The organism is Devosia sp., from assembly GCF_048261455.1.
GTDB lineage: Bacteria > Pseudomonadota > Alphaproteobacteria > Rhizobiales > Devosiaceae > Devosia_A.
In genome coordinates this window covers 20,812-45,004 of the sequence record NZ_JBLXGA010000016.1, presented here as the reverse complement: position 1 = coordinate 45,004, position 24,193 = coordinate 20,812, and the positions used below count along the sequence as shown (strand labels likewise).

General features: G+C 63.7%; 23 protein-coding genes and 1 tRNA gene. 16 read left to right on the top strand and 8 right to left on the bottom strand.

Annotated features, from left to right (window positions below):
• Positions 1 to 7 precede the first annotated feature (7 nt).
• The 3 genes from ACN0TK_RS15455 to ACN0TK_RS15445 all read left to right on the top strand — a co-directional run bounded on the left by ACN0TK_RS15455 (position 8) and on the right by ACN0TK_RS15445 (position 2,026).
• Positions 8 to 718, top strand: coding sequence for an NAD(P)-dependent oxidoreductase (locus ACN0TK_RS15455; RefSeq protein ID WP_417310423.1), 711 nt, complete (start codon positions 8 to 10; stop codon positions 716 to 718).
• A 72-nt stretch (positions 719 to 790) separates the two neighbouring features.
• Entirely contained in the window at positions 791 to 1,225 is a 435-nt protein-coding gene (locus tag ACN0TK_RS15450) for a hypothetical protein (protein ID WP_417310422.1), read from the top strand.
• Positions 1,226 to 1,282: 57 nt separating this feature from the next.
• Positions 1,283 to 2,026 carry a PRC-barrel domain-containing protein gene (locus tag ACN0TK_RS15445; protein WP_417310421.1) on the top strand — a complete coding sequence of 248 codons (744 nt, stop codon included), beginning with the start codon at positions 1,283 to 1,285 and terminating at the stop codon, positions 2,024 to 2,026.
• Positions 2,027 to 2,089: 63 nt separating this feature from the next.
• On the opposite strand, the gene ACN0TK_RS15440 is transcribed toward ACN0TK_RS15445, so the two are convergent.
• Together ACN0TK_RS15440 and fabG are read right to left on the bottom strand one after the other, a co-directional pair.
• Complete coding sequence (locus tag ACN0TK_RS15440) at positions 2,090 to 4,447, bottom strand: glycoside hydrolase family 15 protein (RefSeq protein ID WP_417310420.1); 2,358 nt, start codon at positions 4,445 to 4,447, stop codon at positions 2,090 to 2,092.
• A gap of 26 nt (positions 4,448 to 4,473) precedes the next feature.
• On the bottom strand, positions 4,474 to 5,259 hold the full coding sequence (fabG, locus tag ACN0TK_RS15435) for a 3-oxoacyl-ACP reductase FabG (RefSeq protein WP_417310419.1): 786 nt from the start codon (positions 5,257 to 5,259) through the stop codon (positions 4,474 to 4,476).
• 494 nt (positions 5,260 to 5,753) lie between these two features.
• Here fabG and ACN0TK_RS15430 point away from each other — a divergent pair, with 494 nt between their 5' ends.
• The 6 genes from ACN0TK_RS15430 (at position 5,754) to ACN0TK_RS15405 (ending at position 11,298) form a co-directional block, all read left to right on the top strand.
• A complete protein-coding gene (locus ACN0TK_RS15430) occupies positions 5,754 to 6,278 on the top strand; it encodes a DUF1269 domain-containing protein (protein ID WP_417310418.1) in 525 nt (174 codons plus the stop codon).
• Position 6,279: 1 nt separating this feature from the next.
• Positions 6,280 to 7,299, top strand: a complete 1,020-nt coding sequence (locus tag ACN0TK_RS15425) for an HlyD family secretion protein (RefSeq protein WP_417310417.1) — start codon at positions 6,280 to 6,282, stop codon at positions 7,297 to 7,299.
• Positions 7,296 to 8,870 (top strand): DHA2 family efflux MFS transporter permease subunit, encoded by a 1,575-nt coding sequence (locus tag ACN0TK_RS15420; RefSeq protein WP_417310416.1) that lies wholly within the window; start codon positions 7,296 to 7,298, stop codon positions 8,868 to 8,870. The genes ACN0TK_RS15425 and ACN0TK_RS15420 overlap by 4 nt, the downstream gene beginning before the upstream one ends.
• A gap of 82 nt (positions 8,871 to 8,952) precedes the next feature.
• On the top strand, positions 8,953 to 9,630 hold the full coding sequence (locus ACN0TK_RS15415; RefSeq protein WP_417310415.1) for a response regulator: 678 nt from the start codon (positions 8,953 to 8,955) through the stop codon (positions 9,628 to 9,630).
• Positions 9,617 to 10,990, top strand: coding sequence for an ATP-binding protein (locus tag ACN0TK_RS15410; RefSeq protein WP_417310414.1), 1,374 nt, complete (start codon positions 9,617 to 9,619; stop codon positions 10,988 to 10,990). The genes ACN0TK_RS15415 and ACN0TK_RS15410 overlap by 14 nt, the downstream gene beginning before the upstream one ends.
• Positions 10,991 to 11,151: 161 nt before the next feature.
• Positions 11,152 to 11,298 carry a DUF3096 domain-containing protein gene (locus ACN0TK_RS15405; RefSeq protein WP_417310413.1) on the top strand — a complete coding sequence of 49 codons (147 nt, stop codon included), beginning with the start codon at positions 11,152 to 11,154 and terminating at the stop codon, positions 11,296 to 11,298.
• A 304-nt stretch (positions 11,299 to 11,602) separates the two neighbouring features.
• Here the strand turns inward: ACN0TK_RS15405 and ACN0TK_RS15400 are convergent, their stop codons facing one another.
• Entirely contained in the window at positions 11,603 to 13,183 is a 1,581-nt protein-coding gene (locus tag ACN0TK_RS15400; protein WP_417310412.1) for an FAD-dependent oxidoreductase, read from the bottom strand.
• 140 nt (positions 13,184 to 13,323) lie between these two features.
• On the opposite strand from ACN0TK_RS15400, the gene ACN0TK_RS15395 reads away from it, so the two are divergent.
• The 3 genes from ACN0TK_RS15395 to ACN0TK_RS15385 are packed head-to-tail and all read left to right on the top strand — an operon-like array spanning position 13,324 to position 15,069.
• Complete coding sequence (locus tag ACN0TK_RS15395) at positions 13,324 to 13,785, top strand: DoxX family protein (protein WP_417310411.1); 462 nt, start codon at positions 13,324 to 13,326, stop codon at positions 13,783 to 13,785.
• The gene (locus tag ACN0TK_RS15390; protein ID WP_417310410.1) at positions 13,782 to 14,222 is read left to right on the top strand and encodes a cupin domain-containing protein; all 441 of its coding nucleotides are present in this window, start codon (positions 13,782 to 13,784) and stop codon (positions 14,220 to 14,222) included. Before ACN0TK_RS15395 ends, ACN0TK_RS15390 begins: the two co-directional genes overlap by 4 nt.
• Before the next feature lie 40 nt (positions 14,223 to 14,262).
• Entirely contained in the window at positions 14,263 to 15,069 is an 807-nt protein-coding gene (locus ACN0TK_RS15385; protein WP_417310409.1) for a VOC family protein, read from the top strand.
• Between the two features lie 157 nt (positions 15,070 to 15,226).
• Here ACN0TK_RS15385 and ACN0TK_RS15380 read toward each other — a convergent pair whose 3' ends face one another.
• From ACN0TK_RS15380 to ACN0TK_RS15365, 4 genes are all read right to left on the bottom strand, one after another.
• Entirely contained in the window at positions 15,227 to 15,709 is a 483-nt protein-coding gene (locus tag ACN0TK_RS15380) for a DUF2867 domain-containing protein (protein WP_417310408.1), read from the bottom strand.
• Positions 15,710 to 15,882: 173 nt separating this feature from the next.
• Positions 15,883 to 15,959: transfer RNA gene (locus ACN0TK_RS15375), tRNA-Arg, on the bottom strand.
• Positions 15,960 to 16,038: 79 nt separating this feature from the next.
• Positions 16,039 to 17,469 (bottom strand): sensor histidine kinase, encoded by a 1,431-nt coding sequence (locus ACN0TK_RS15370; RefSeq protein WP_417310407.1) that lies wholly within the window; start codon positions 17,467 to 17,469, stop codon positions 16,039 to 16,041.
• 67 nt (positions 17,470 to 17,536) lie between these two features.
• Positions 17,537 to 19,021: a dihydrolipoyl dehydrogenase family protein gene (locus ACN0TK_RS15365; RefSeq protein ID WP_417310406.1), complete on the bottom strand. Its 1,485-nt coding sequence runs from the start codon at positions 19,019 to 19,021 to the stop codon at positions 17,537 to 17,539.
• Between the two features lie 222 nt (positions 19,022 to 19,243).
• Between ACN0TK_RS15365 and rpmH the strand changes: the two genes are divergently transcribed.
• The 4 genes from rpmH (at position 19,244) to yihA (ending at position 22,323) form a co-directional block, all read left to right on the top strand.
• On the top strand, positions 19,244 to 19,378 hold the full coding sequence (rpmH, locus tag ACN0TK_RS15360; RefSeq protein WP_417310405.1) for a 50S ribosomal protein L34: 135 nt from the start codon (positions 19,244 to 19,246) through the stop codon (positions 19,376 to 19,378).
• Positions 19,379 to 19,422: 44 nt separating this feature from the next.
• The gene (gene rnpA, locus ACN0TK_RS15355; protein ID WP_417310404.1) at positions 19,423 to 19,773 is read left to right on the top strand and encodes a ribonuclease P protein component; all 351 of its coding nucleotides are present in this window, start codon (positions 19,423 to 19,425) and stop codon (positions 19,771 to 19,773) included.
• On the top strand, positions 19,770 to 21,614 hold the full coding sequence (yidC, locus tag ACN0TK_RS15350) for a membrane protein insertase YidC (RefSeq protein ID WP_417310403.1): 1,845 nt from the start codon (positions 19,770 to 19,772) through the stop codon (positions 21,612 to 21,614). The genes rnpA and yidC overlap by 4 nt, the downstream gene beginning before the upstream one ends.
• Before the next feature lie 64 nt (positions 21,615 to 21,678).
• A complete protein-coding gene (gene yihA, locus ACN0TK_RS15345; RefSeq protein WP_417310402.1) occupies positions 21,679 to 22,323 on the top strand; it encodes a ribosome biogenesis GTP-binding protein YihA/YsxC in 645 nt (214 codons plus the stop codon).
• A 280-nt stretch (positions 22,324 to 22,603) separates the two neighbouring features.
• Here yihA and ACN0TK_RS15340 read toward each other — a convergent pair whose 3' ends face one another.
• Entirely contained in the window at positions 22,604 to 24,166 is a 1,563-nt protein-coding gene (locus tag ACN0TK_RS15340; RefSeq protein WP_417310401.1) for a putative bifunctional diguanylate cyclase/phosphodiesterase, read from the bottom strand.
• Positions 24,167 to 24,193 lie beyond the last annotated feature (27 nt).

The window sequence follows — 24,193 nt, the reverse complement described above, 5'->3', positions numbered from 1 at the left end:
TCGCAGCATGACACAGACAGATCCCATCGCCCCGCCGGCCCGTATCGTCGTTTTTGGTGCCACCGGCAAAACCGGACTCGAGGTCCTGCGCCAGGGCAAGGCGCGTGGTTTCACAATGGTTGGGGTCGACGTCCACAAGTCCGACGACGTGCCGGACGATTGCGAACAAATCGTCGCGAACGTTCTGGAGGACGACCTGACGCCTGCGCTCGAGGGCGCCAGTGCGGTGATTTCGTGCCTCGGCGTGGGCAACTCCGTCGGTACGCTGCTCGATCCCCCACCGCTTTATTCGAAGGGCACGGGACGGATCATCGAGGCGATGGGGAAAGCCGGCATTGAGCGGATCGTCGTGATCTCGGCGACAATGGTGGCGGCGGACGATCGCGGCCCGCTGCTGTTCCGGCTTGGCACCACACCGGCGCTGACCCGTGTGCTGGACGAGATGGCCGACATGGAGCGTCAGCTTGCCGAATCCACGCTCGAGTGGACTGCCGCGCGACCCGGCTGGCTGCTCGACAAACCCGCAACGCATGATGTCGTCGTGTCCGAGGGCAAGATTGCCGAGGGCCTGATCCGCACGCGCATTGCGGACCTTGCCGGGGTGATGCTCGACTGCGTCGAGAACGGCACCTATGCGCGCGGCTACCCTGCCCCTGCCCGCAAGGAAGCGGACGAGGACGAAGGCAACCAGGCCGTGCTCAACTCGATGATGGCGTGACGCTGTCGAGGCGCGGCGCAAGCTTACCGAAAAGTATAGCTCACATCAGGCGGATGGCATGAGGTGTGGCCATTGTCGCGGCAGGTGACCGCCGACCCGGCGTCGCCGATCGCGAAAGGATCACCCACCATGCACATCATTCCGCGCGACATTCAGAATGGCATGAAGGTCCTCGATGCTTCGGGCAAGGAGCTCGGACATGTGGACGCATTTCACTTCAGCGAGAACGAAGACGACCCGCGGGCCGAACCATCCGAAGTCGACGGGGGTGACCGCGAACACAACACATCGATCATCGAACAGGTGGCCGAGTCCCTGTTTGCGGACGAGCTGCCTGAAGAGTTGCGAGATCGCCTGCTGGTTCAAGGTTACGCACGCATCAAAATGCATGGTGTGAAAAAGCACCGCTACGTGCTGCCCGAACAGATCGACTCCAGCGCGGACAATGTGCTGATGCTGAACGTCGACGAAGACGCGCTCATCGTGCGCGGCGCCTACCCCGAATAGACCCGACCCTGCGTCGCCTGACGCAATCACTCACGCTTGTTCACATAGGACCACAGCATGTTGTGGAACGTATCTGCCATCGAAACCTATCCCGTGGTGGCCAGCGATGGCCGCGTCGGGATGGTAGCGGACTTCATTTTCAGCGACCGTGACTGGCATGTGCCGTGGGCCGTGATCGACACGGGAGACTGGCTGGCCGGTCACCAGGTGCTGCTGCCCACCGCCAAGCTGGGCAAGCCTGACGCGGAGAGCCAGTCGATCAGCGTCGGGCTCAGCCGGGCGGACGTCGAGAACAGCCCGGTGCTGGGTCCCGAGGATGGGCAGGCAGCTGACGGCGCCAATGCGCAATACGGGATCAGCCCCTATCTGAGCGCCGGGTATCTGGCGGAATACCGGGCCCCTTTCGGCACGGCGCCCTTTGCGATCGCCGGGTCTCAGGATCATTTGCGTACGCGCGCCAACGACGCGTTCGACAGCCAGAACCCGACGCTGCGCAGCGTGAGGGTGCTGCATGGTTTTCACGTCGACAGCCGCGACGGCAGCATCGGGCATATCGAGGAATTCATCATCGATGACAGCACCTGGCAGGTGCGGTTCTTCGTGGTCGGCACCCGGGACTGGTGGCCGGGAAAGCGCGTGCTGATCTCCCCCAGATCGCTGCTGAAGATCGACTGGCAGGAGAAAGTCATCGCCCTCGATGTGGATCGCCAGCTGGTGAAGGATGCACCGGCCTATGATCCCCAGACGATGATGGATGCAGGTTTCGCGGACGCATACCTGAAGCACTACCGGCTGACTTAGCTCAGCCGGATAGGGGCCCAAAAAAAGCGCCGCTCCCGATGGGGGCGGCGCTTTTGTTTTGCATCAGCGCTGCTTCTTTTTCGCCGGACTTTTCAGCGCCGGTTTTGCGGCATCGTCCGCAGGTTTTTCGAAGGCGATGCGGTCGTCGTGCCCCGCCCAGGCATCGCGCTCGGGGAAGTGGAAGGTGAATACCAGCGCCGCCATTTTGGCGATCTGCCCGGCTGAGAACGACACGCCATGCATGCCGAGTGGCAGCGGGGTGGATGGGGTGTCGGTGACCTCATCCCACCCGTCGGCGCCCCAGTGCAGCACGAAGGGCTCGCCGCATTCGATCATCAGTGTCCGGTCGGCCGGCATGGTTTCGAACGCGCTGTTGGCGCGCCAGTGCCATTGGGCAGCGCGGGGCGCTTTGGCGCTGTAGCGGCTTTTGACTTCGTCCAGCAGTTCCGCGGGACGGCCAGAGGCTTCTGCCGCCAGGAGTTTCAGAAACTCTCCATGCGCCCAGACGAGCGGCATGGCGCTGCCCGAGGGCTTGCCGGGCGCCAAGCGAAGCTGGGGGATGGGTGCGGCGTCCCACACCTGCTCGGGGATCAGCCCCCCGGGCCCGGTCATCTTGATCATCGTCTCGAGCTCGGGCACCGCGGACTGGCCACTGGTGACGGCGTAGTGCCCCCGCTCCCCGGTCAGCAGCGGCCAGAGCCTTCCAATGCCGGTTCCGTCGAATGGCCGTCCATCCGCGTGCTCGCCATACCCATCGCCGTTGTAGCGCCGGTAGCCCGGGCCGTTCGGCGTATCGACGCGCAGCAGCCGATCGACGAGCCGCACCGTGTTGAGGATCTTGGGATCGTCCGGCTGCCGGAGTCCGGTGCGCACGAGGAACAGAAACTCGGTGCCGATCATCTCATCGGCCGGGCGCATGCCGTTCTCGACGTTTCGCACCATGATCTCGCCGGTGGTCGGCGCGGCGGGATCCGGGGCGCCAATTCTGAGATAGTAGCCGTCGACGTCGTTGCCCTGGCACAGCGGCCCACCCACCGAGTAGGTCCAGCTCTCGATCCGCTCGTTCCAGCAATCGGCAAGCGAGAGGATGTAGTCCCGCGTTTCTGCGTCAAACATTTGAGCCGTGGCGACGAGCGCACAGATGGTGACGGCGAGCGTGAAGGGGCTGGCGCCGGCGTTTTCTTCCCACCGGTCCTGGTCGGTCATCGGCCCGTTATGGACGATGAAGTTCACGGCCGCCCGCACCATCTGGTCGACCGGCAGGCCTTGCGGCAACGCGTCGCTCGCCTTGAGCTTGGCCATCAGCAGCAGCGGCAGCGCCACTTCGTCGAGCTGGCTGCCGCTCCAGTAGCCGGTGCCATTCGGATAATAGTTCTGGGCCCAGCTGCCGTTTTCGGCCTGGGTGCCGATCAGGTAGGTCAGGGTACGCGCCGCGTCCTCGGTCTGGCCCACGGCGATGAGGGCGAGCGCAGCCTCGACGGTGTCTCTGGTCCACACCAGATGGTAACCGCCCGGATCGTCGTGGCTGCTGCCCCAGGGCACGCTGAGGCTCGCGACGATGGCCCCGGCGTAGGTGCGGTCCTCGTGCACCTTGATGACCGCGGCCGACAGCTCTGCAGCGCGCTGCAGGTCCGCCGCGGTGTGGGGGATCTTGAGGGTACGCGCCCAGTTCTCCCACTGCGTGACGAAGAGGTCGCGCGTTGCGTCATAGTCGTCTGCGAGGCTCGAGCGCGCCAGCGTGCGCGCGCCATCCAGCGTTTCGGCGAAGGCGAGGACCAGCTTGCCCGAGTTGGCCCGAAGTGCGCCGGTGAGTGCAATATTGCCGTCCGGCGCCTCGGCATATTGCCAGGTCATGTCGCCATGCCGGTCGAAATCGGTCCAGCCGTCCGAGGTGCCGGCATAACCGGCGCTGGTTTTGACAAAGCCACAATCGGCCCGCAGGCAGAGCGCCGCGGCGCCGTCCTGCGCGCTCAGATCCTGTCCGGCCCAGCCATGGTTGGACTTGTGGCCGTTGAGATGCGGGGCGAGGAGTGTGAAAAGCTGCAGGTCATCTCCTTCGAGCTTGTAGTTGATGATCAGGGCATCGCGCAGCGGATGGGGCAGGAACTCCAGTTCGAGGCGATACCCCTCGCCTTCGTGCACGACCTTGGTCAGCGGCACACAGGCCGAGGGCGTCGAGATCTCGTAGCGCTCGGCGCGCTTGACCTCGGTCCAGCCACTGGGGGACTTGATGATGAAACCGAGATCGCGGATCTGCGGTCGCCCGGTGGACGGCCAGTAGACCTCGTTGACGATGCCGAAGCCGAAGGTGGCCCAGATGCGGCTTGTTCCCAGCGCGGTCGAGACCATGTCCTTGGCGCTCGAAGACCAAGTGGGGGCAATGCCAGGCGCGCCCGGCGCGCTGGTTGTGGTGTCGCTCATTTTTTGAGTTCCTGTAGCTGGCGGCCTCAGCCGCCGTGGGCGAAATCGGCGTAGTCCAGCATGCCGCCGTCGACGAAGACGGTCGTGCCGGTGACGTAGCTGCCGAAACCCGAGGCCATGACGGCAACGACGTGGGCGATTTCCTCCGGCTCGCCCATGCGGCCCATCGGGATCTTCTGATCGAGATCGGCCAGCCCGTCGGGGTCGCCCCACACGTTCTGGTTGATCGTTGTCTTGATGGCGCCCGGCGCGACTGCCAGCACCCGAACGCCATGCGGTGCAGCTTCCTGGGCCAGCGTCTTGGTGAGCATGGAAATGCCCGCCTTGGATGCCGTGTAGGCGCTGTAGCCGCTCCACGGAATGGTCTCGTGCACCGAGGACATGTTGACGATCGCGCCGGCCTTCTGGGCCGTCATGCGGCTCAAGGCCTGCTGGCAGCACAGGAACGTCCCGCACAGATTGATGTCGATGACCTGTTTCCAGGATTTGAAATCGGCGGACCAGGCCGGGCTGGACTTGCCGTCGATCCCGGCATTGTTGACGAGAATATCGATGCCGCCCCATTCGGTGGTCATCTTGTCGAACATGGCGGCGACCTGATCGGGTGCCGAGATATCGGCTTCATAGGCGAAGGCGCGCCGGCCCTTTGCCGCGATCTTTGCGACGACGTCATCCGCCGCCTCTTTATGCGCGACGAAATTGACCACCACGTCGGCGCCCGCCTCGGCGAGCATCAGGGCGACGGCCTCGCCGATGCCGGAATTTGCGCCGGTCACCAGGGCGCGTTTACCACTCAAATCGATGGACAGCATTGCCATCACCTCCGTTTCACTGCCCGGATAATGGGGGGACCAGCCATTTCGTTCTACAGCAAACCGAAGTCTGACAGATTTGTATATTTGCGCGAATGCAGAGCCCGCCGCGGTGTTTCGCGCAACAGATAAATGAGCATCAAATCATAGACTTGCGCTCTACGGCGCGCGAAACCCGCTTACCGAATTGTAAGGGTTTTTGGCGCCGGGCCAGCGCCACGGAACCCGCCCCGCCGTGCTCCAGCAGGTGCAAGGCGGGCGATGAAACCCGTGGCCTTTTGCAGCGGACGCTCCGGCCCGGAAACGATGCCTTGCGCCAGCGACCGCCGCGCGCCGGGCCACCTTACAAACAAGTAAAGCTCGCTAGAGGCGGGGACAAACCCGGCGGCTCAGAAAGAGGCTTAGTTGTCGCGCATGCGTCCAGGTTTCTGACGCCTGGCGGCACCGCGGTCCGGATGTTCCCGACCGCACTGCAGTCTCAAAGGATACCGATCATGTCTGAACTCCTCGTCATCGGCTATGACACGCCGGAAAAGGCCGAGGCCGCCCGCGCCGACCTTTTCGGCATGGCAAAGGAATATCTTGTCGACGTCGCCGACGCCGTCGTTGCGACCGTCGATTCAAAGGGCCAGATCAAGCTCAATCAGATGGTGAACCTGTGGACCGTCGGTAGCGCCGGTGGTGCCTTCTGGGGCTTTCTGGTCGGGTTGCTATTTCTGCATCCACTGCTGGGTGTCCTCGCGGGCGCAGCTGCCGGCGCGCTTTCGGGCGCCATGTCGGACTACGGGCTGAACGACCAGTTCATGAAGGACGTCGCGTCGGTTCTGCAGCCGGGCCAGGCCGCCCTGTTCATCATGGCCCGCACGACCGCTTCCGATCGCTTCGAAGCCCGGCTCGGCGAGCACGGCGGCCGCATCATCCGCACGAACCTCGATTCGTCGCAGGAAGCGCGTCTGCGTTCGGCATTCGAGAAGGCCCATTCGGCAGCCGTGGCCGACCATCAGAAGACGGCCTCGTAAGATGCGTCTCAATGGCAAGGCGATTGCACTGGCAGTTGTCGTCGTTGCCGCGGGCGCCGGCCTGTGGTGGTGGTGGCAGCTGCAAAGTGCCTACCCCTCCACGGACGACGCCTATGTGCGCGCCAACCTGCTGACCATCGCGCCACAGGTTGGCGGGCAGATCAGCAGCGTTGCCGTGACGGAGAACATGCACGTTCAAAAGGGCGACACGCTGTTTCAGATCGATACGGTGAGCCTGCAGGCGGCACTCGACAGCGCCCAGGCGCAACTCGATACCGCGACACAGAGCGTGCGCGCCAGCCAGACCGATCTCGGCACCGCCCAGGCCTCGGTTGTTGCGGCGACGGCGAACCTGAAGAACCTGCAGGGCGAGTTGGACCGCACTCAGAAACTGTTCGATTCCGGCGACGTCACCAAGGCGGCGCTCGATCAGGCGACGGCGCAGCGTGACCAGGCGGCGGCGCAGCAGAAATCGGCTCAGGCCGCCTTGTCGGCCATGCAGGATCAGGCCGGCGCGGCCGGCGCAGACAACCCCAGCGTGCGCGCGGCAGCCGCGGCGTTGACGATCGCCAAGGCCAATCTGGCGCATGCAACGGTGACGGCGCCGGAGTCGGGCTGGATTTCCAACCTGTCGCTCAGACCGGGACAGATCGTTGCTGCGGGGCAGGCCCTGTTCTCGCTGGTCGAAGACTCGGCCTGGTGGGTGGACGCCAATTTCAAGGAAACCGACCTGGCGCGGATCCATGTCGGCCAGCCGGCGACCCTCAGCTTCGACATGTATCCGGGGCTGAAACTCAAGGGCAGTGTCGTCAGCCTCGGCGCGGCATCGGGTGCGGTGTTTTCGCTGCTGCCAGCACAGAATGCGACCGGTAACTGGGTGAAGGTGACGCAGCGCTTTCCGGTGCGGATCAGCCTGCCGCAGCTGCCGACCGACCCGGATCAGCAGTTGAGGGTCGGTGCCAGTGCCAAGGCCGTGGTCGATACGACGCAGTCCAAGACGAAGACCGCCGCGAAGCAATGACCGACGCAACCCTCACCCCGGCAGATGGCGGCGCGGCGGAGCATCCGCCGGCCGCAGCGCGCCCCGGCAAGGCGCGCTGGCCGGTGGTTCTGGCCGTGGTGCTCACGGCGGTCCTCGAAGTGCTGGACTCGACGATCGTCAACGTCGCGCTGCCGCACATGAAGGCCGCCTTCGGGATCACCAGCGACCAGACGATCTGGATCCTGACCAGCTATATCGTCGCCTCGGTGGCGGTTATGCCGCTGACGGGACTGTTCTCGCGCTGGTTCGGCCGGCGCCGGCTGATCACCAGCGCGATCATCGGGTTCATGAGCTTTTCGGTGCTTTGCGGGCTCAGCAACAGTGTCGAGATCATCGTGATCTGCCGGCTGGGCCAGGGCCTGTTCGGCGCCTTTCTCATCCCGCTGTCGCAATCCATTCTGTTCGAGACCTTTCCCAAGGAAAAGCGCGGCCAGGCAATGGCGATGTTCGGGCTCGGCGTGGTCGTGGCGCCCGTTCTCGGGCCGACGCTGGGTGCTGTGCTGACCGAATATTTCAGCTGGCGCGCGGTGTTTTTCGTCAACCTGCCGATCGCGGCTTTCGCGCTGATGATGATGTCGGGGGAGCTGCCGAAAGAGGATCAGCATCGGGTCTCGATCGACTGGACCGGGCTGGCGCTGATGGTCTGTGCCGTTGGCGCGCTGCAGCTGATGCTGGATCTGGGAGCGAGCCGGGACTGGTTCGCGTCACCGGTCATTCAGGTCTGCGCGCTGACCTGTGTCATCGCCGCGGTGGCCTTTCTCATTCATGGCTGGAAGCTGTCGACCAACATCATCGATTTCGGGCTGTTCACCGACAGAAGTTTTGCCGGGGCGAATGTTGCGATCATGGGCTTTGGCGTTGCCATGTTCGGGACGATTGCGGTGCTTCCGCTTTTCGTTCAGGGCCTGCTCGGCTATTCCGTGCTCGACGCGGGCTTTCTGTTCATCCCGCGCGGCATTTCGGCCGGGATCTCCATGGTGCTGACCGGATCGGTGCTGCTCAAGCGGTTCGATGCGCGGTTGCTCGCCGCTGCAGGTCTTGTGCTCACCGGGGTCGGCAATCTCGCCATGGGGTGGCTGAACATCAATGCCGGGTTCTGGGATCTGGCCATCCCCGGGGTGATCTCGGGTGCCGGAATGGGGCTGTTCTTCGTGCCGATGTCGACGCTGGCCTTCCAGAACGTCAGCCCACAAAAACAGGACGAGGCCTCCGGCATCTATGGCGTGACGCGCTCAATGGGGTCGTCGATCGGCATCGCCGTGGTCGGCTGGCAGCTGACGCAACGCACCCAGTTTCACTGGAATGCGCTGGTGCCCGACCTGTCGCCGTTCAACGCCAATGTGTGGTCCTATCTGGCCCCGCTGGGCATGACACCAACAAATCCGGCGGCCGCCGGCGACCTGGCGAACCAGCTTGCAGTTCAATCGCAGATGTTGGCCTTTCAGGACGTTTTTTCCTTCACCGGCTGGGTGGCGCTGCTGATGCTGCCGGTCGTTTTTGTCATGAAGTCACCGCCGCGTGGCCGAGCGGGTACAGCGATTGCCCATTAGCGGAGCCGAACGGGCAGAAAAGCTGGACGAGATGGGAATTTCCCCGTCATCTGGCGGTCTTTTCGCAGAGGAAGCGAAGAAAATGAAAATTCTGGTTGCCGAAGACGACGCGCGATCCGCCGAATTCATGCGCAAGGGTCTGACCGAACTCGGCCACAGCGTGGAGACGGTCGACGACGGCAGGGATGCGCTCACCTACTGCCTGTACAATCCGTGCGACATTGTCATCCTCGACAGGATGATGCCCGGCATGGACGGGCTGAGCGTGCTCAAGTCGCTGCGTTCAGCTGGACGCAAGGTGCCCGTGCTCTTCGTGACGGCGATGGGTGACGTCGATCATCGCGTCGAGGGCCTGATCGCGGGGGGCGACGACTATCTGGTAAAGCCCTTTCATTTCTCCGAGCTGGTGGCACGTGTCACCGCGCTGGCGCGCCGGCCGCAGAGCCTCGAACAGGTGACCCACCTGACAGTTCATGACCTTGACCTCGACCTCATGTCGCACAGTGCCACGCGCGACGGGCAGCATATTCAACTGCAGAACAAGGAGTTCGCGCTGCTCGAGGTGCTGATGCGAAACGCCGGGCGCATCGTTACCAAAACCATGCTGCTCGAGCAGGTCTGGGACTTCAATTTCGATCCGCAGACCACGGTCGTGGAAACCCATATCAGCCGCCTGCGCGCAAAGATCGACAAGCCGTTCGACGTGCCGCTGATCCATACGACACGCAACTCCGGGTATTGCCTGCATGCGCCTCGGTGATCTGACTTCAGCCAGCGGATTTCGCTATTCGCTGCTGGTTGCACCACTGTTCGTGCTGCTCCTCGTGGGCACCGCCGGTTATCTCGACCGGGTCACCCAGGCGAGCATGGTGGAGCAGTTGGAGATCGAGATCCGCATCCAGCTGACCTCGTTGCGAGAAACCTTCGTCCGCCAGGGTCCCGAGGCCCTGCGCGCGGCGGTGCAGGCCAGCGCATTGAGCACATCACCCGCCGTGCAGCGGGTCGGGCTGTTCGATGCCGCGGGCGCGAACCTGGCCGGCAATGTCGATGTCGTCCCCGATATCGAAGGCTGGGATTGCTTTCCACTTTCCGCTGGCAATGGCCTGCCCGACCGCGAGTTCTACGGCACCGTGACCGCTTTCGGGCCAACAACGCTGGTCATGGCGCGCACGATGAGCGGCGTGGAAGCGGTACATGAGGAGTTGCACTGGGCTCTGATGATTGCCGGCGCAGTCATTATCCTCACACGCCTCATTCTCGAGGTAGCGGTGAGCCGCCACGTTGGCCGCAAGTTGCGCACGCTCGCAAAGACACTCGAGGCGGTGTCACAGGGCGACACCGATCGCCGGGTGCCAGTGGGCAAAGGCAATGACCAGATCGACAAGATATCGCGGCTCATCAACGTTCACCTCGACCGGCTCTCGGCCCTCATGGCAACGACCCGGAACACGATTGTGTCGATCGCTCACGATCTTCGCTCGCCATTGAACCGGGCGTCGCTCTCGGTGCAGGAGGCCATGACCAGCGAGGGCATCGCGCCCGCGCCGCAGGCCAGCCTGGAAGTGGCATACGACAACCTGACGCAATTGAGCGCCACGTTCGACACCATGCTGCGGATCTCCAGGATTCAGGCATCCGCCGACCATGCGGGATTTGAGAAACTGTCGCTGACGGAGCTCGCCGCCGATATTGCGGAGACCTTCCGACCGGTGGCGGAGGATGCGGGCCAGAGCCTGACCTTTGTCCAGGACGATGATGACAGCGCCGTAATCATGGGCGACCGCAGGATGCTTCAGCAGATGCTGGTCAATCTTGTCGCCAATGCCAGCCGGTACGGGCCGCCGGGAACCACGATCTCCATCAAGGCGTGGACCGGTCCGGACGATGTCGTGCTTGAAGTGGCAGACAACGGGCCGGGTATCCCGGCGGATCAGCGTCAGAATGTGCTGAACCCGTTCCATCGACTCAAGGGCGGCGGCCATGACGAGGGTGCCGGCCTCGGCCTGGCGCTGGTCGAGGCGATCTGTACGCGCCATGGCGCAAGCCTCACCCTGTCCGACAATGCGCCCGGCCTGCGGGTGACCATCTGTTTCCACCCCGCGACTGCAGGCGGCGCCTGACGCCTGTCAAATTTGTAAGACTGAGGGCAGGTCAGCGGCAAACCGCGGGCTCAGGGTGATGCTCCGCTTGGATAAAGCCCACACCAGGCGGGCATGGTGCGGCGTTCACCCAGGCCCCCCCGGCAAGGGTGGACGCCCCCGGCCAACCCTCAGGAGTCGCAATGGATTACCTCGTCCTCACCAGCCCCCTGCTCGCGCTTGCTGCAGGCATCCTCATTCTCATCGTCCCCAGCATCCTGAACTATGTGGTTGCTGCCTATCTCATCCTGATCGGCCTTCTGGGACTGTTCCCGCATCTCATCGGATAGGCTGCACCGGTTCGACTGCGAGAATGATGGAGGCACTGCCTGCCGCGACCGGCGCGGCGGGCAGTTTTACGTGTGTCGTATCGGTCAAAGGGTGGATCACCGCATTTGCCGCGACGCCGCGGCATGACGGTCGACACGCCGATGCCGTTCCCTACAGTGAGGCGGCATCACTGGCTGTGCGCAACCAGGACGTCAGGCCGGTGCCATTCGGCACCGCAAGACGCGGAGGAGGCATGGGACCACGCCACTGCGCTCCCATACCTCACCTGCCGAATTTTGAGACGGCGGGCGCCTCCCCGCCTCGCTAGGCCACGATCCGCTGCGTAATGACATCGGCCACACGCAGGGCATTGGCGATGATGGTCAGCGTCGGGTTCACCGCGCCGATGGAGGGGAAGAAGCTGGCGTCCGTCACATAGACATTGTCGAGTTCATGGGGCTTGCAGTCTTCGTTGAGCACCGAGTTCATCGGGTCATTGCCGAACCGCATGGTGCCGGACTGATGGGCGGTGCCGCCAATCGGAATGTTGTGGCCGAAGTAGAGCTTGCGATCGAACAGGTGGGGATGGATATCGGTCTTGTCGCAGAGGTCACGCAGCTTCTGACGCAGGCGCCGGTGGGCCTCCTGATTGGTGAGCGTCAGATCCAGCCGCACCTTGTCGCCGTCGTAGTAGATGCGGTTCTGCGGCAGCGGCAGGTCTTCCGACTGCAGCCAGAAATCGATCGAGTGCTTGGCGATCCAGTCGAACGGCTTCTGACTGATCCATTGCATGGAGGCTGGCAGACCTTCGGCCTCGATCTGCTCGCCGTCCGACTTGCCGACCATCTGGATGTGACCGAGGGGAAAATCCCAATCGCCTTTGCCGCCATCCTTGGGCGCGCGATAGAAATCGTTGAGCCCGAGGGTTTTCTGAAACCGGGTGGGATTCTCAGACTTCGACAGCGCCAGAACGACAGAATTGTTGTGCCGCATATAGTTTCGGCCAACCTGGCCGGACTGGTTCGCCAGCCCGTCGGGGTGGGTTTCGCAGGCCGAGCGCAGGAACAGCAGAGCAGACGATAGCGCACCGCATGCGACGACGAAGATGTCGGCCGACAATGTTCGTGTCTCACCGCCCGTTTCGATTTCAACTTCCTTGATCGCACCGCCAGACGCATCGGTGATGAGCCGCGTCACATAGGTGTTGGTCATCAAGGTGAGGTTGGGATAGTCGCGCAGCGCCGGATCCACGCACATCACCTGGGCATCGGCCTTGCCGTTCGTCGGGCAGGGATAGCCATCGAAGCGGTCGCAGCGGATGCAGGGTGAATGCGGCAGTGGCTGCAGGTTTTTTTCGTCGAGCAAGACCCCGACCGGGAGATGGAAGGGGTTGTAGCCTTCGGCGCTCAGATCCTGCGCCAGTTGCGCAATGCGCGGCTCATGCTCAACGGCATCGTAGGCGTAGGGCTTTGGCGCAGGCGGCGCCGTAGGGTCTTCGCCGCGCCGGCCATGGACGTGAAAAAGTTCCTCGGCCTGCTGGTAATAGGGCTCGAAGGTGTCGTAGCCGACGGGCCAGGCGGGCGACAGGCCATCTTCATGTTCGATCTCGCCGAAGTCGCATTCGCGAAGCCGAAACAGGGCTGCGCCATACATCTTGCTGTTGCCGCCAACGAAGTAATGCAGGCCGGGCGTGAAGGGCTTGTCCTTGTCGTCATACCAGGTCTCGTCTGCCTGATAGCGGTTGGCGCCGAAGACCTGGCCGGTGTCCCAGTTGTCGCGCGAACGGATCAAATAGTCGCCCCGTTCGATCAGCAGGATTTTCTTGCCGGTCTTTGCAAGGGCCTGCGCCGTCGTGCCGCCGCCGGGGCCGGAACCAATGATGATGACGTCATAATCGCTGGCCATGTCCGCGCTCCCTGTAACTGATCAGGCGTTGAATATGACACCGTGTCCTGGAGGCTATCTGTCTCGATTTATACATATAATTAACTCTGCAGCCGCGCCTGTCAGCGGTAGTGTCGGCAGCAAGTATGGAGGCTGTTGCCGTGACAATCGAGATCATCATCACGTTTCTGGTGCGCCTGGCACTCATCGGACTGTTCTTTCCGTTCAGCGCCTTGGACAAGGTGCTCAACTTCAACGGGGCGGTCTCGCAGGCCCGGCAGATCGGGGTCGGTCGCGGGTTGGGGATGGCCATGATCCTCATCGGCCTGACGATCGAGGTGGTGATGTCGCTGGGCGTGCTCACGGGTGTCGCCGATCGGCTGGCCGCCTTCATTCTCGCCGGCTACTGCGCCGCGACGGCCGTGCTCTACAAGCAGTTCTGGACCGCGCCAGCGTTTTCGCTGCGCAATCCCGGTGACCAGTTCTGGGATTTTCTGAAGAATTTTGCCGTGGCGGGCGGCTTTTTGCTGATCACCTTCGGGACGACGGCGAATGGCGTGCAGGACTTCTTTTCGGCGCCACTGTCGTCGACGCAGCCCTATGCCATCGGAGCGCAGCCATGACCGAGACGCCTGAGGTCGGGTACTGGCATCTTCATGTCGATGCCGATGGCGTGAGCCGGAACGTGCGCTGCACGATCTCTCACTTCGCCCTGCATGCGCTGGGACAAGGGGCGCCGCCCCAGTGGCTGGGAGACACGTTCGACAGCCAGGCAACCGTGCTGTTCACCGTGCAGCCGCCGGGATGGGTCGCCGACTGGCACGAGAATCCCAAGCCGCAATGGATCATCCCGCTGTCGGGCCGGTGGTTTGTCGAATCGATGGCCGGCGAACGCGTGGAGATGGGCGCGGGCGAGATCTCGTTCGGACAGGATCAGGGGTGCCGGACCATCGACCGCAAGCGTGGTCATCTGTCGGGCACGGTCGGTGATGCGCCCGCAGTGCTGATGCTGGTGCAATTGCCCGAGTTCACAGGCTCCGGGCCGTGCAGTTTCCGATGACACTGCGCGGGCAGGCCGGGGCACGCCCGGGAGAAAGGCCATGACGCGGATTACAGCGGTCGCGTTGGCAAGCAGCGATGTCGAGCGGCTCTCGCGGTTTTATCGCCAGACGTTCGGGTTCGAGGTCTGTCCCGCGCCACATGGCGCGCAGGGTGGGCTGGACGAGGGTCAGGCACCGCAGCTGATGCTGCGGCTTGGCCTGCAACACATCGCCATCGTGCCCGCCGGCAAGGGGCCGGTCTATTGCACCGCAGTCGCCAACAGCCCGGCGTTTCAACACTTCGCCATCGTGACGGGCGATATGGACGCCGCCTATCGGCATCTTGAAACGGTGACAGACTGGGCGCCGATTTCGCGGGCCGGACCGGAACATCTGCCGGAGCGTTCGGGCGGCGTGCTGGCGTACAAGTTTCGCGATCCCGATGGCCATCCCCTCGAACTGCTGCAGTTTGCCGGCAAGACAGTCCCCGACTATTGGCGCGGACAGGCGGAGCACGCGCCGCTGTTCTGGGGGATCGATCACACGGCCATCGCGGTGCGCGATACCCAGCGCAGCGTGGCCTTTTACCGGCAGTACGGCTTTGAGCCCGACGCTCGCAGCCTCAACCACGGCATCCAGCAGGACCGGCTCGATGACGTCGACAGTGCGCATGTCGAAGTGACCGCCCTCACCTGCGCCGGCGCGCCGCCGCATCTGGAACTGCTCTGCTACCGGAATATGCTGCCGATGCAGGGATCGGTCGACGAGGGTGTCGCAGCGACGCGGACCTTGCTGGCGGATGTTCCGACCGGGCAGGCATCAGGCGTAACCGAAGACCGCGACGGACACCGCCTGCTGATCAGCTAGCGACGCGGCGGGTACAGGTCCCGGGCAACCGCCCGGACATCGAAAGGCCGTCTCGAGCATTCCCGACGCAAATGCCAAGACCCTCCGACCCAATCAGCCTCACCCTGCGGGGCGCGCGAGGGTCCACTGTGCAGGACGGAGCGAGCGCTTGCTGCTCCTAAGAAAGCTGTCGTCGCAAGCGTCGAAACATGCCGCGTACGATCCATCTGTGGGCAAAGCCAACCGGGATCATGTAGGCGCGGCCGAACGTGTTGTGTACGCAGACGGAGGACGTCACCGACAGAGTGTCGTTTGCGATTGAAATGCAGGTCATGACGTCTAGATGACGATCACGCTCGGTGAGCACCAGACACTCGTCATCGACGTATTCGACGAGGAAAAAGTCCAGGTAGTCACCGACATTGACCTGTCCGACACGCGTCCCGCTGAAGCCACCAATACGTTTGACGCCAAACACCGACGAAATCACATCGCGTATCTGAAAGGCTCGTTGCAGCAGTGGCTGCGGATCACTCATGATCGTATTCCACGCGGCCAAAGCAGTCATTTTGCGCGGCAGAGCGGTGTCCTGCCGATCGAAATAATAAAGCTCCGATACCGGCTGCAACGTCCGGATGTTCGTATCAGGCAAGACAATCATTCTACCGGTCCAGCTGCGATGCAGACACTTGCAATATGGGCTCGCTCCCGCCGTTCGCTGCATTTTTCTCGAATGACCGCTTGGCCCTTTCCCCGTCCTTCGGACATAGCGCTGCGCTCTGCATCAGCGATGTGACGCTCGATCCGCTATTTCTTGGCATGACAGGAAGAGAATGGCGCGCCCTAAGAGATTCGAACTCCTGACCCCCAGATTCGTAGTCTGGTGCTCTATCCAGCTGAGCTAAGGGCGCGCACCGCCGGGTTGATTTCCGGCGAACGGCGAGACCCATACATGGTGGTGCGGGCCATTGCAAGCGGGGTCTTGCGGGTTCATGCCGTGCGCAGGCTGGTGGGCAGCACAACGTCGAAACGGGTGCCCTGCGGCTGGTCGACATGGCTGAGGTGGCCACCGTGGGCTTCAACCAGTTCGCGGGCGATGGCGAGCCCCAGCCCGGTGCCGCCGGCGCGGGCCGAGCCTTCGAAGGCGACGAAGAGATTGTCCCTGGCGCGTGGCGGCAGGCCGGGGCCGTTGTCGGAGACGGTAAGGGTGACGCGATCGGCCTCGCGGGCGAATCGGGTTTCCACCATCGGGTCCTCGAGCTCGGCCAGCTTGGCCTCCAGCGCCTCGCGGGCATTCTTGAGCAGGTTGACGAAGATGCGGCCCAACTGGTCGGGATCGGCCTCGATCTCGGCGCTGTCGGGCACGGCATTGACCCAGCGGATACCGGGATGGCCGGCAAGGCCGGCCTCGAGCGCCGATTCCTGGATCATCGCCTGCAGGCGGACCGGCGCCGGGCGCGGCGGGGTGGCGCTCTGGCGGCCGTAATCGAGAACGGACTGGGCAAAGCCGATGGCCTTGTCGATGGAATTGACCAGCCGCGGCGCAAGGCGCTGCACCTTGGGATCATCGAGTGTCGCCACCTGGTCGGACAGCAATTGTGCCGAGGTCAGCGTGTTGCGCAGGTCGTGATTGATCTTGGCGACGGCGAGGCCGAGATCGGCGAGGTGCCGGCGCTGGCGCAGCATGGAAAAGATGTTCGATTCCATCGCCGCCAATTCGCGCTCCATGATGCCGATCTCGTCGCGGCGGCGGCTGGGGGCGACGATGAGGCTGGCGTTCTCGGGGGCCTCGCGATAGCCCATCATGTTGAAGGTGAGCCGCCGGATGGGCGCAATGAGAATGCGCGAGACGATGAAATAGAGCACCACCGAGGTGATGACGGCGAGGATGATCGACAGGACGAACAGGTTGCGCGAGTAGATCAGCAGATCGGCGCGCATCGGCGTTTCGGGCATGATGACCTCGACGATGCGCTCGGGCTGCGCATCTTCCGTGCCGACGATGCGCAGGGTCCGGTCGCCGCCCATGAACAGTGTGTCGAGTGTGCCGAGAACCATCGTCGCGATGTCGCGCTGGCGCAGATCGACGGTGACGACATCGGTGAGCGGCTGAGCATCCTCGAAGTCGATGAGCTGGCTCTGGCCTTCGCGGCGATAGACGATGGCCTGGGCGCCCGCCGAGGTCAGCAGACGATCGGTGAGGACGCGCGGCAGGTCCATGGCATCGGGGACGGCATCGAGCACGCGGGCCGCGACGATGCCGACCCGCAGCCGGTCATCGAGCCAGTTGAGCCGATAGCTGGCAGCCGAGGGCAGATAGATCACCACCTCAACGGCAAGGATCACCACGACGATGGTGGCGATGAGCTTGACGGAGAGCCCCGAAAAAGGGCCGGGCAAGGCGCGACGAGGGGTGGCCATCAGCTGATGATTAGCGCGGCGTCGGCCGCGTTTCCAGCCGCATTTGCACGGATGGCCATGGCCGCTATCAGCCCAGCAGGCGCACGAGCGCCATCCAGTAGCGCAGCAGCGGATTGTCCTTTTCGTGCCGCAGGTACTCCGTGCCGAGCCGGCTGACGATCTCGGCCTTGCTGGGATAAGGCGCCACGAAGCGCAGCAGATGGCGCATGGTGAGGCCATTGGCGATGGCGAGCGCGAAGATCGCCGCGGTTTCGCCGGCGCCCGGACCGGCGATGGCGGCGCCGAGAATGCGGCCGAAGCCATCGGTGATCAGCTTGGCAAAGCCATCCGTGTCGCCCTCGATGCGGGCCTTGTCGTTTTCGGCAAAGGACCAGCGGCTGACGCGGAAGCCGATGCCATGGCAGCGGCGGGCTTCGGCTTCGTTGAGGCCGATTTCGGCAATGGCGGGGTCGGTTTCGACCAGTCGCGGCACGAGGCGCGCGGCGCGCTGGGCGGACAGGCCGAGCAGCGCATGCCGCACGGCGATCTGGGCATCGCGCATGGCGGCATGGACGGATTGATCGACGGCCGCGGCGTCGCCGATGGCGAGGATACGCCGGTTGGAGGTGACAAGCCCCTTGAGCTGCAGGCGCGCCGGATCGGTCTTGTCCATCTTGACGCCGGCCTTGTCGAGATCGAGCGCGGCGAGCTCGGGGACGCGCTCGGTGGCGACGAGAATATGCGAGACATCGAGCGGCCGCTCGGTGTCGCCGGACCGGATGACGACGCCGATGCCCATGGAGCGCGCCTGGATGGCGGCGACCTCGGTGTGATCGTGCAGCTTGACGCCCTCCTCGCCAAGGCGGCGCAGGGTGACATCGACGAGCTCGCGATCGAAGCCGGGCAGCATGTCGCCGGCGGCGACCACCGTCACCTCGGTGCCGAGCCGGCAATAGGCCTGGGCCAGTTCGATGGCGCGCGGCGTGCCGCCGATGATGACCAGATGGGTGAGCTTGCGGGTGTTGTCGAGAATGGTGTCGGAAGTGAAATAGGGGACGGCGTCGAGTCCAGGGATCTGCGGCACCGTGGGACGACCGCCGGTGGCAATTATAAAGCGGCGGGCGCGGATCTCGACGTCATCGACCACCAGGGTGGATTTATCGGTGAAGTGCGCCTCGCCCTTGATGATCTCGGCACCCAGCGCCTCGTAGCGCGCCAGGCCGTTGTGGGGGCTGAGACCGGCGACGACCTGGTCGACGTGATCGTGGACCCGGCGGAAGCTGACCTTCGGACTGTCGGCGGTGATGCCGAAGCGCGCCGCGGTGCGCAGCTGATGGGCGCGTTCGGCGGCGACGCCAAAGGCCCGGGCCGGCACGGCGCCGGTATTGAGGGCATTTCCGCCCATTTCGCCGCGTTCGACCAGAACGACGGAGGCACCGAGCGCGCGTGCGGCCTCGACGGCAGCCAAACCGCCGGCACCGGCCCCTATGACACAGAGGTCGGGTGTAAGTCTTTCCGCCAAATCCGCCTCTGAGCCTTGCCAAGTTGCTGGTTTGAGGCGCCTCAATACCATTGCTTCGCGCAAGACAATAGACAGAGCGGCCGCAGCAGAGCAAAATTGCCACAGCAGCGTGCGCCAATCGGCACACACAAGGCACTACGGCCGCGTTGACTTGCCCCCCTCAATTCCCTATAAGCCCGGCAAATCTGCCGATACCCCCTTTCAGGGCCGGGCGGCACGCATCTTGCGTCCAGATAAGAACAAGGGAACCGCGCGCCGGCGTGGTCTAGTGGTATGAAACGTACATTCCAGCCGAGCACGCTCGTCCGCACGCGCCGTCATGGTTTCCGGGCCCGCATGGCCACCAAGAATGGTCGCAAGATCATCAATCGCCGTCGCGCCATCGGCCGCAAGAAGCTCACGGCCTGAGGCAGTTGCTGCCCGCCCGGCGGCAATCCTGCGAGGAGGCCAGCGTGCGGCGCCTCAAGCAAAGATCAGAATTTCTGAGAGTCGCCCGGGGCAAGCGCGTCGGGCGCTCTGCGTTTTCGCTGCAGAGCACGCCGCGTGACATCGAGCCCGCAGGGCTGGGTTTCACGGTGACCAAGCAGCAGGGCAATTCGCCGGAGCGCAACCGCATCCGGCGCCGGCTGAGAGCCGCTGCGGCGGTTTGCGCCGTGCAGTTCAAACCCCAACATGATTATGTGCTCGTGGGGCGCCGCGCCGCCCTGAGCATTCCCTTCGACCGGCTGGTGGGCGATCTTGGCGCCGCGCTCGCCAAAATTCACTCAAGCCCGACTGCGGGCGAGCGGAACAGGACAGCATGAAGCCCGATAATCGTAACATGATCATCGCGATCGCCCTCAGCATTGTGGTGCTGTTCGGGTGGCAGTTCTTCGTGGCCGGACCGCAGATGGAACAGGCGCAGCGCCGCGCCGAGATCACGGCGCAGCAGCAACGCGACGCAGCCGCGGCCAATCTGCCGACACCGAGCGCCGACGGCACGACGCCCGCCGCGAGCAGCGCGCCGGTGCCGGCCGGAACGCCGGGCAGCTTCGCCGACCGCGAAGAGGCGATCGGGGTGAGCGACCGGGTGCGGATCGATACGTCATCGCTGGCGGGTTCGATCAACCTGACGGGCGCGCGGCTCGATGACCTGCAGCTCAAGGAATATCACGAGACGGTCGACGAGGATTCCCCGATCATCACGCTGCTCGTGCCGTCGGGCGCGCCGGGCGGCTATTATGTCGAGCAGGGCTGGGCCGCAGCGGGGACCGATACGGCGGTGCCGGATGGCACGTCGGTTTGGACGCTCGAGAGCAGCAATGACGTGCTGACCAATGCCAGCCCGGTGACGATGCGCTGGGACAATGGCGAGGGCCAGATCTTCCGGCGCACCTTTGCGGTGGATGACGATTATCTGTTCACGGTGACGCAGTCGATCGAGAACACCGGCGCCGCGACCGTGGTGTTCTACCCCTATTCGCGCATCGTGCGGCAAGGCACGCCGAAGGTGCAGAACTTCTTCATCCAGCATGAAGGCCCACTGGGCGTGCTGGGCGACAACAACCTGATTTCGAAGAAATATACCGACATCGCCAACGACAAGCAGATCGATGCGACGTCGAACGGCGGCTGGCTCGGCTTTACCGACAAGTACTGGGCGACGGCGGTTCTCTCCGAGCCGCTGCAGCCGCTGAATGCGCGGTTCTCGCACATGGTGGTCGGCGGTACGGACGTCTATCAGACCAGCTTTGTCGAATCGACGCCGGTCAATGTCGGCCCCGGACAGACGGCCGAGGAAACCAGCTATGTGTTCGCCGGCGCCAAGCGCGACAATGTCATTGCCGGCTATGAAAAGACCTATGGTTTCGACCGGCTGGAACTGCTGATCGACTGGGGCTGGCTGTGGTTCTTCACCCACCCGATGTTCTGGCTGCTGACGTCGCTGTACGGCATCCTGGGCAATTTCGGTCTGGCGATCCTGGCGGTGACGGTGCTGGTGAAGGCGCTGTTCTTCCCGCTGGCAAGCCGCTCCTATCGCTCGATGGCAGCGATGCGCCGCGTGCAGCCGGAAATGAAGGCCATCCAGGAACGGTACAAGGACGATCGCGCCCAGCAGCAGCAGGCGATGATGGAGCTGTACAAGACCGAAAAGATCAACCCGCTCAGCGGTTGCTGGCCGGTGCTGATCCAGATCCCGGTGTTCTTTTCGCTCTATACCGTGATCTTCATCTCGCTGGAGATGCGGCATGCGCCGTTCTTCGGTTGGATCGTCGACCTCGCGGCGCCGGACCCGACCAATGTGTTCAACCTGTTCGGGCTGATCCCCTGGGATCCGACGACGGTACCGATCATCGGCGGGCTGCTGCACCTGGGCGTCTGGCCGCTGGTCATGGGCCTCACCATGTGGGTGCAGATGAAGCTGAACCCGCCGCCGACCGACCCGACGCAGGCGATGATCTTCAACTGGATGCCGGTGATCTTCACCTTCATGCTCGGCACGTTCCCGGCGGGTCTGGTGATCTACTGGGCGTGGAACAACACGCTGTCGGTGACGCAGCAGTATTTCATCATGAAGCGCAATGGCGCCGATGTGGACCTGCTGGGCAATATCCTGACCAGCCTGGGGCTGGGCAAGAAGCCGGCCGACGGCAAGTCGAGCTGAGGACGGGGCGGGACAACCGCCCCTCCCCCTTCCCCGGGGTCCGGGATGCGCCGGGAGGCAATCGATGTCCGAGACACGTTTTTCCGAGGCCCAGATCGAAGCCGGGCGGCTGCTGTTCGCCCGCCCCTTCACCTTCGTAAAGGGCTGCGTGTCGATTGCCGACCTGCCTGATCCGGACCGGCTGGAGATCGCCTTCGCCGGACGGTCGAATGTCGGCAAATCCTCGCTGATCAATGCACTGACGGGCACGACCGGCCTGGCCCGGACCTCGAACACGCCGGGACGGACGCAGGAACTCAATATCTTCGAGAGCATGTACGCGCCGCTTCGGATCGTCGACATGCCCGGCTATGGCTATGCCAAGGCGCCGGAAAAGAAGGTGGCGCAGTGGACGCAGCTGATCCACCGCTATCTGACCGGGCGTCCGAACCTGCGCCGCGTCTATGTGCTGATCGACGGCCGGCATGGCCCGAACGCCAATGACGTGACGGTGATGAACGAGCTCGACCGCGCCGCGGTGAGCTATCAGATCGTCGTCACGAAGGCCGACAAGCCCACCAAGGCGGATCTCGAGAAGGCGCTGGAAAAGACCCGCGCGGCGATCGCCAAGCGGCCCGCCGCGCATCCGGAGCTGATCCTCACTTCCTCCGAGAAGGGGACGGGGATTGAGACGCTGCGCAGCGAGATCGAGCAGCTGCTGGGCCAGTAGGGCTCACTCCGACTCCGCCGCGCGCCGAGTCTATCCGCTTCCGGCAATCGTCGTCTCTAATATTCCTGCTCCCGTTCCATGCATCGCGACAGACAGTTTGGCACGTCACGACGATGCGGGGATAGGTGATGCAATCAGCAACGATTTCATAGACTTATGTTGCACTGAAGCGGCGGCGCCGTTGGATGATGACATTTGTTGCTGCGAAACGGCCGCAGAAGCGCCATCGCGATGAACGGAAGCTGACCGGTGTTTGTGCAGGCCGCCCCTGCCCCGGCGCTCAGACGGCTTGCGCGATGGGCAGTGGCTCGTCCTGCTGCGCGGCGAGATAGGCGAGGACCTGATCGGCCGACATGGCCTTGCCGAACAGATAGCCCTGGCCGTAGTTGCTGCCCATGTCCTTGAGCAGCTGACGCTGATCCTCACGTTCGATGCCTTCGGCGGTCGTGACGATGCCGAGGCCCTGCGCCATGCCGATGATCGACTTGACGATCTTTGCCTGTTTCGCTTCGCCACGGCACGCCGCGACGAAACTGCGGTCGATCTTGAGCTTGTCGAAGGGCAATCGCGACAGCTGAGAGAGGCTCGAATAGCCGGTGCCGAAATCATCGAGGGCGATGCGAACGCCGGCAGCATGCAGCGACTCGACGATCTGCATGGCGGAATCGAGATCTCCCATGAGAGCGCTTTCGGTGATCTCGATCTCGAGCCGCTGCGGCTGCAGCCCTGTTTCGACGACCACCTGAAGGATGCGCAGGGCGAGCAGCCGATCGGTGAGCTGGACGGGCGACACGTTGAAGGCAACCGAGATGCCGGCGGGCCAGCTGGCCGCATCGCGACACGCTCGGCGCAGCAGACGATCGGACAGGGGCGCGATCATGCCGGAGGCTTCGGCCAGCTCGATGAACTTGTTCGGCGGCACGATTTCGCCATTCGGCCTGATCCAACGCGCCAGCGCCTCGAAGCCGGTGACCCGACCGGATCTGAGATCGATGACAGGCTGGTAGTGGGGGACGATCTCGCCGTCGGCGATGGCCTGACGCAGGCTGGCCTCGGCGATACTACGGCGCGCCACCGCCTCGTCCATCGACGGGTCGAAGATCGTTACAGCCGTGCGGTTGCGGCGCTTGGCCGACTGCAGTGCAAGGTCCGCGAGACGGATGGAGTCGGCCAGATGACAGCCATGCTCGGTCGACACAGCGATGCCTATGCACGCGCTGGTTTCGATTTCGATGCCGTCGACCGCGAACGGACGCTCGATGGCCTTGATGATGCCATAGCCGGCATCGGTCAGAACATCGGGACGTTTTCTAGAGACCACCAGGAATTCGTCGGCGCCGAGGCGCGCAACGAGTTCGCCCGGAAAGGCATTGCGCAGCCGCGACGCGATTTCGACGAGCAGCTTGTTGCCACCTTCGAAGCCGACCTGCTCGTTGATCGACTTGAAGTAGCTCAGATCAATGGCAAAGATGGTGTAGCCATCGATGGGCGGCCCCGAGGCCCGGATTTCCGAGGTAAACAGATCGACCATGCGGCGATTGGGCAGACGGGTGAGAATGTCGTGCTGGGACACCCAGATCGCATCCGCCTCAGCCTTTCGCCGCATCTTTGTTTCGCGACCAACGTCTCTGAGGCGGCGGAACGCATAGAGGAAGCCACAGGTCCCGGTCGCGAGGATTGCGAGGAAGAGTTCGTCGGCCTCATAAGCCTCGTTGGCCTCAAGAAAACCGATCAGCGCTTCGCCAAGGTCAAAATTTCGCGCAATCAGCCACAGTCCGATCCCGCTGGCGGCGAGAACGCCGGCGTCGCGCGCGGCACGATTTGACAGAAAAAGGCTACGCAACAGAACTTCCACCCACACCTAATGGCG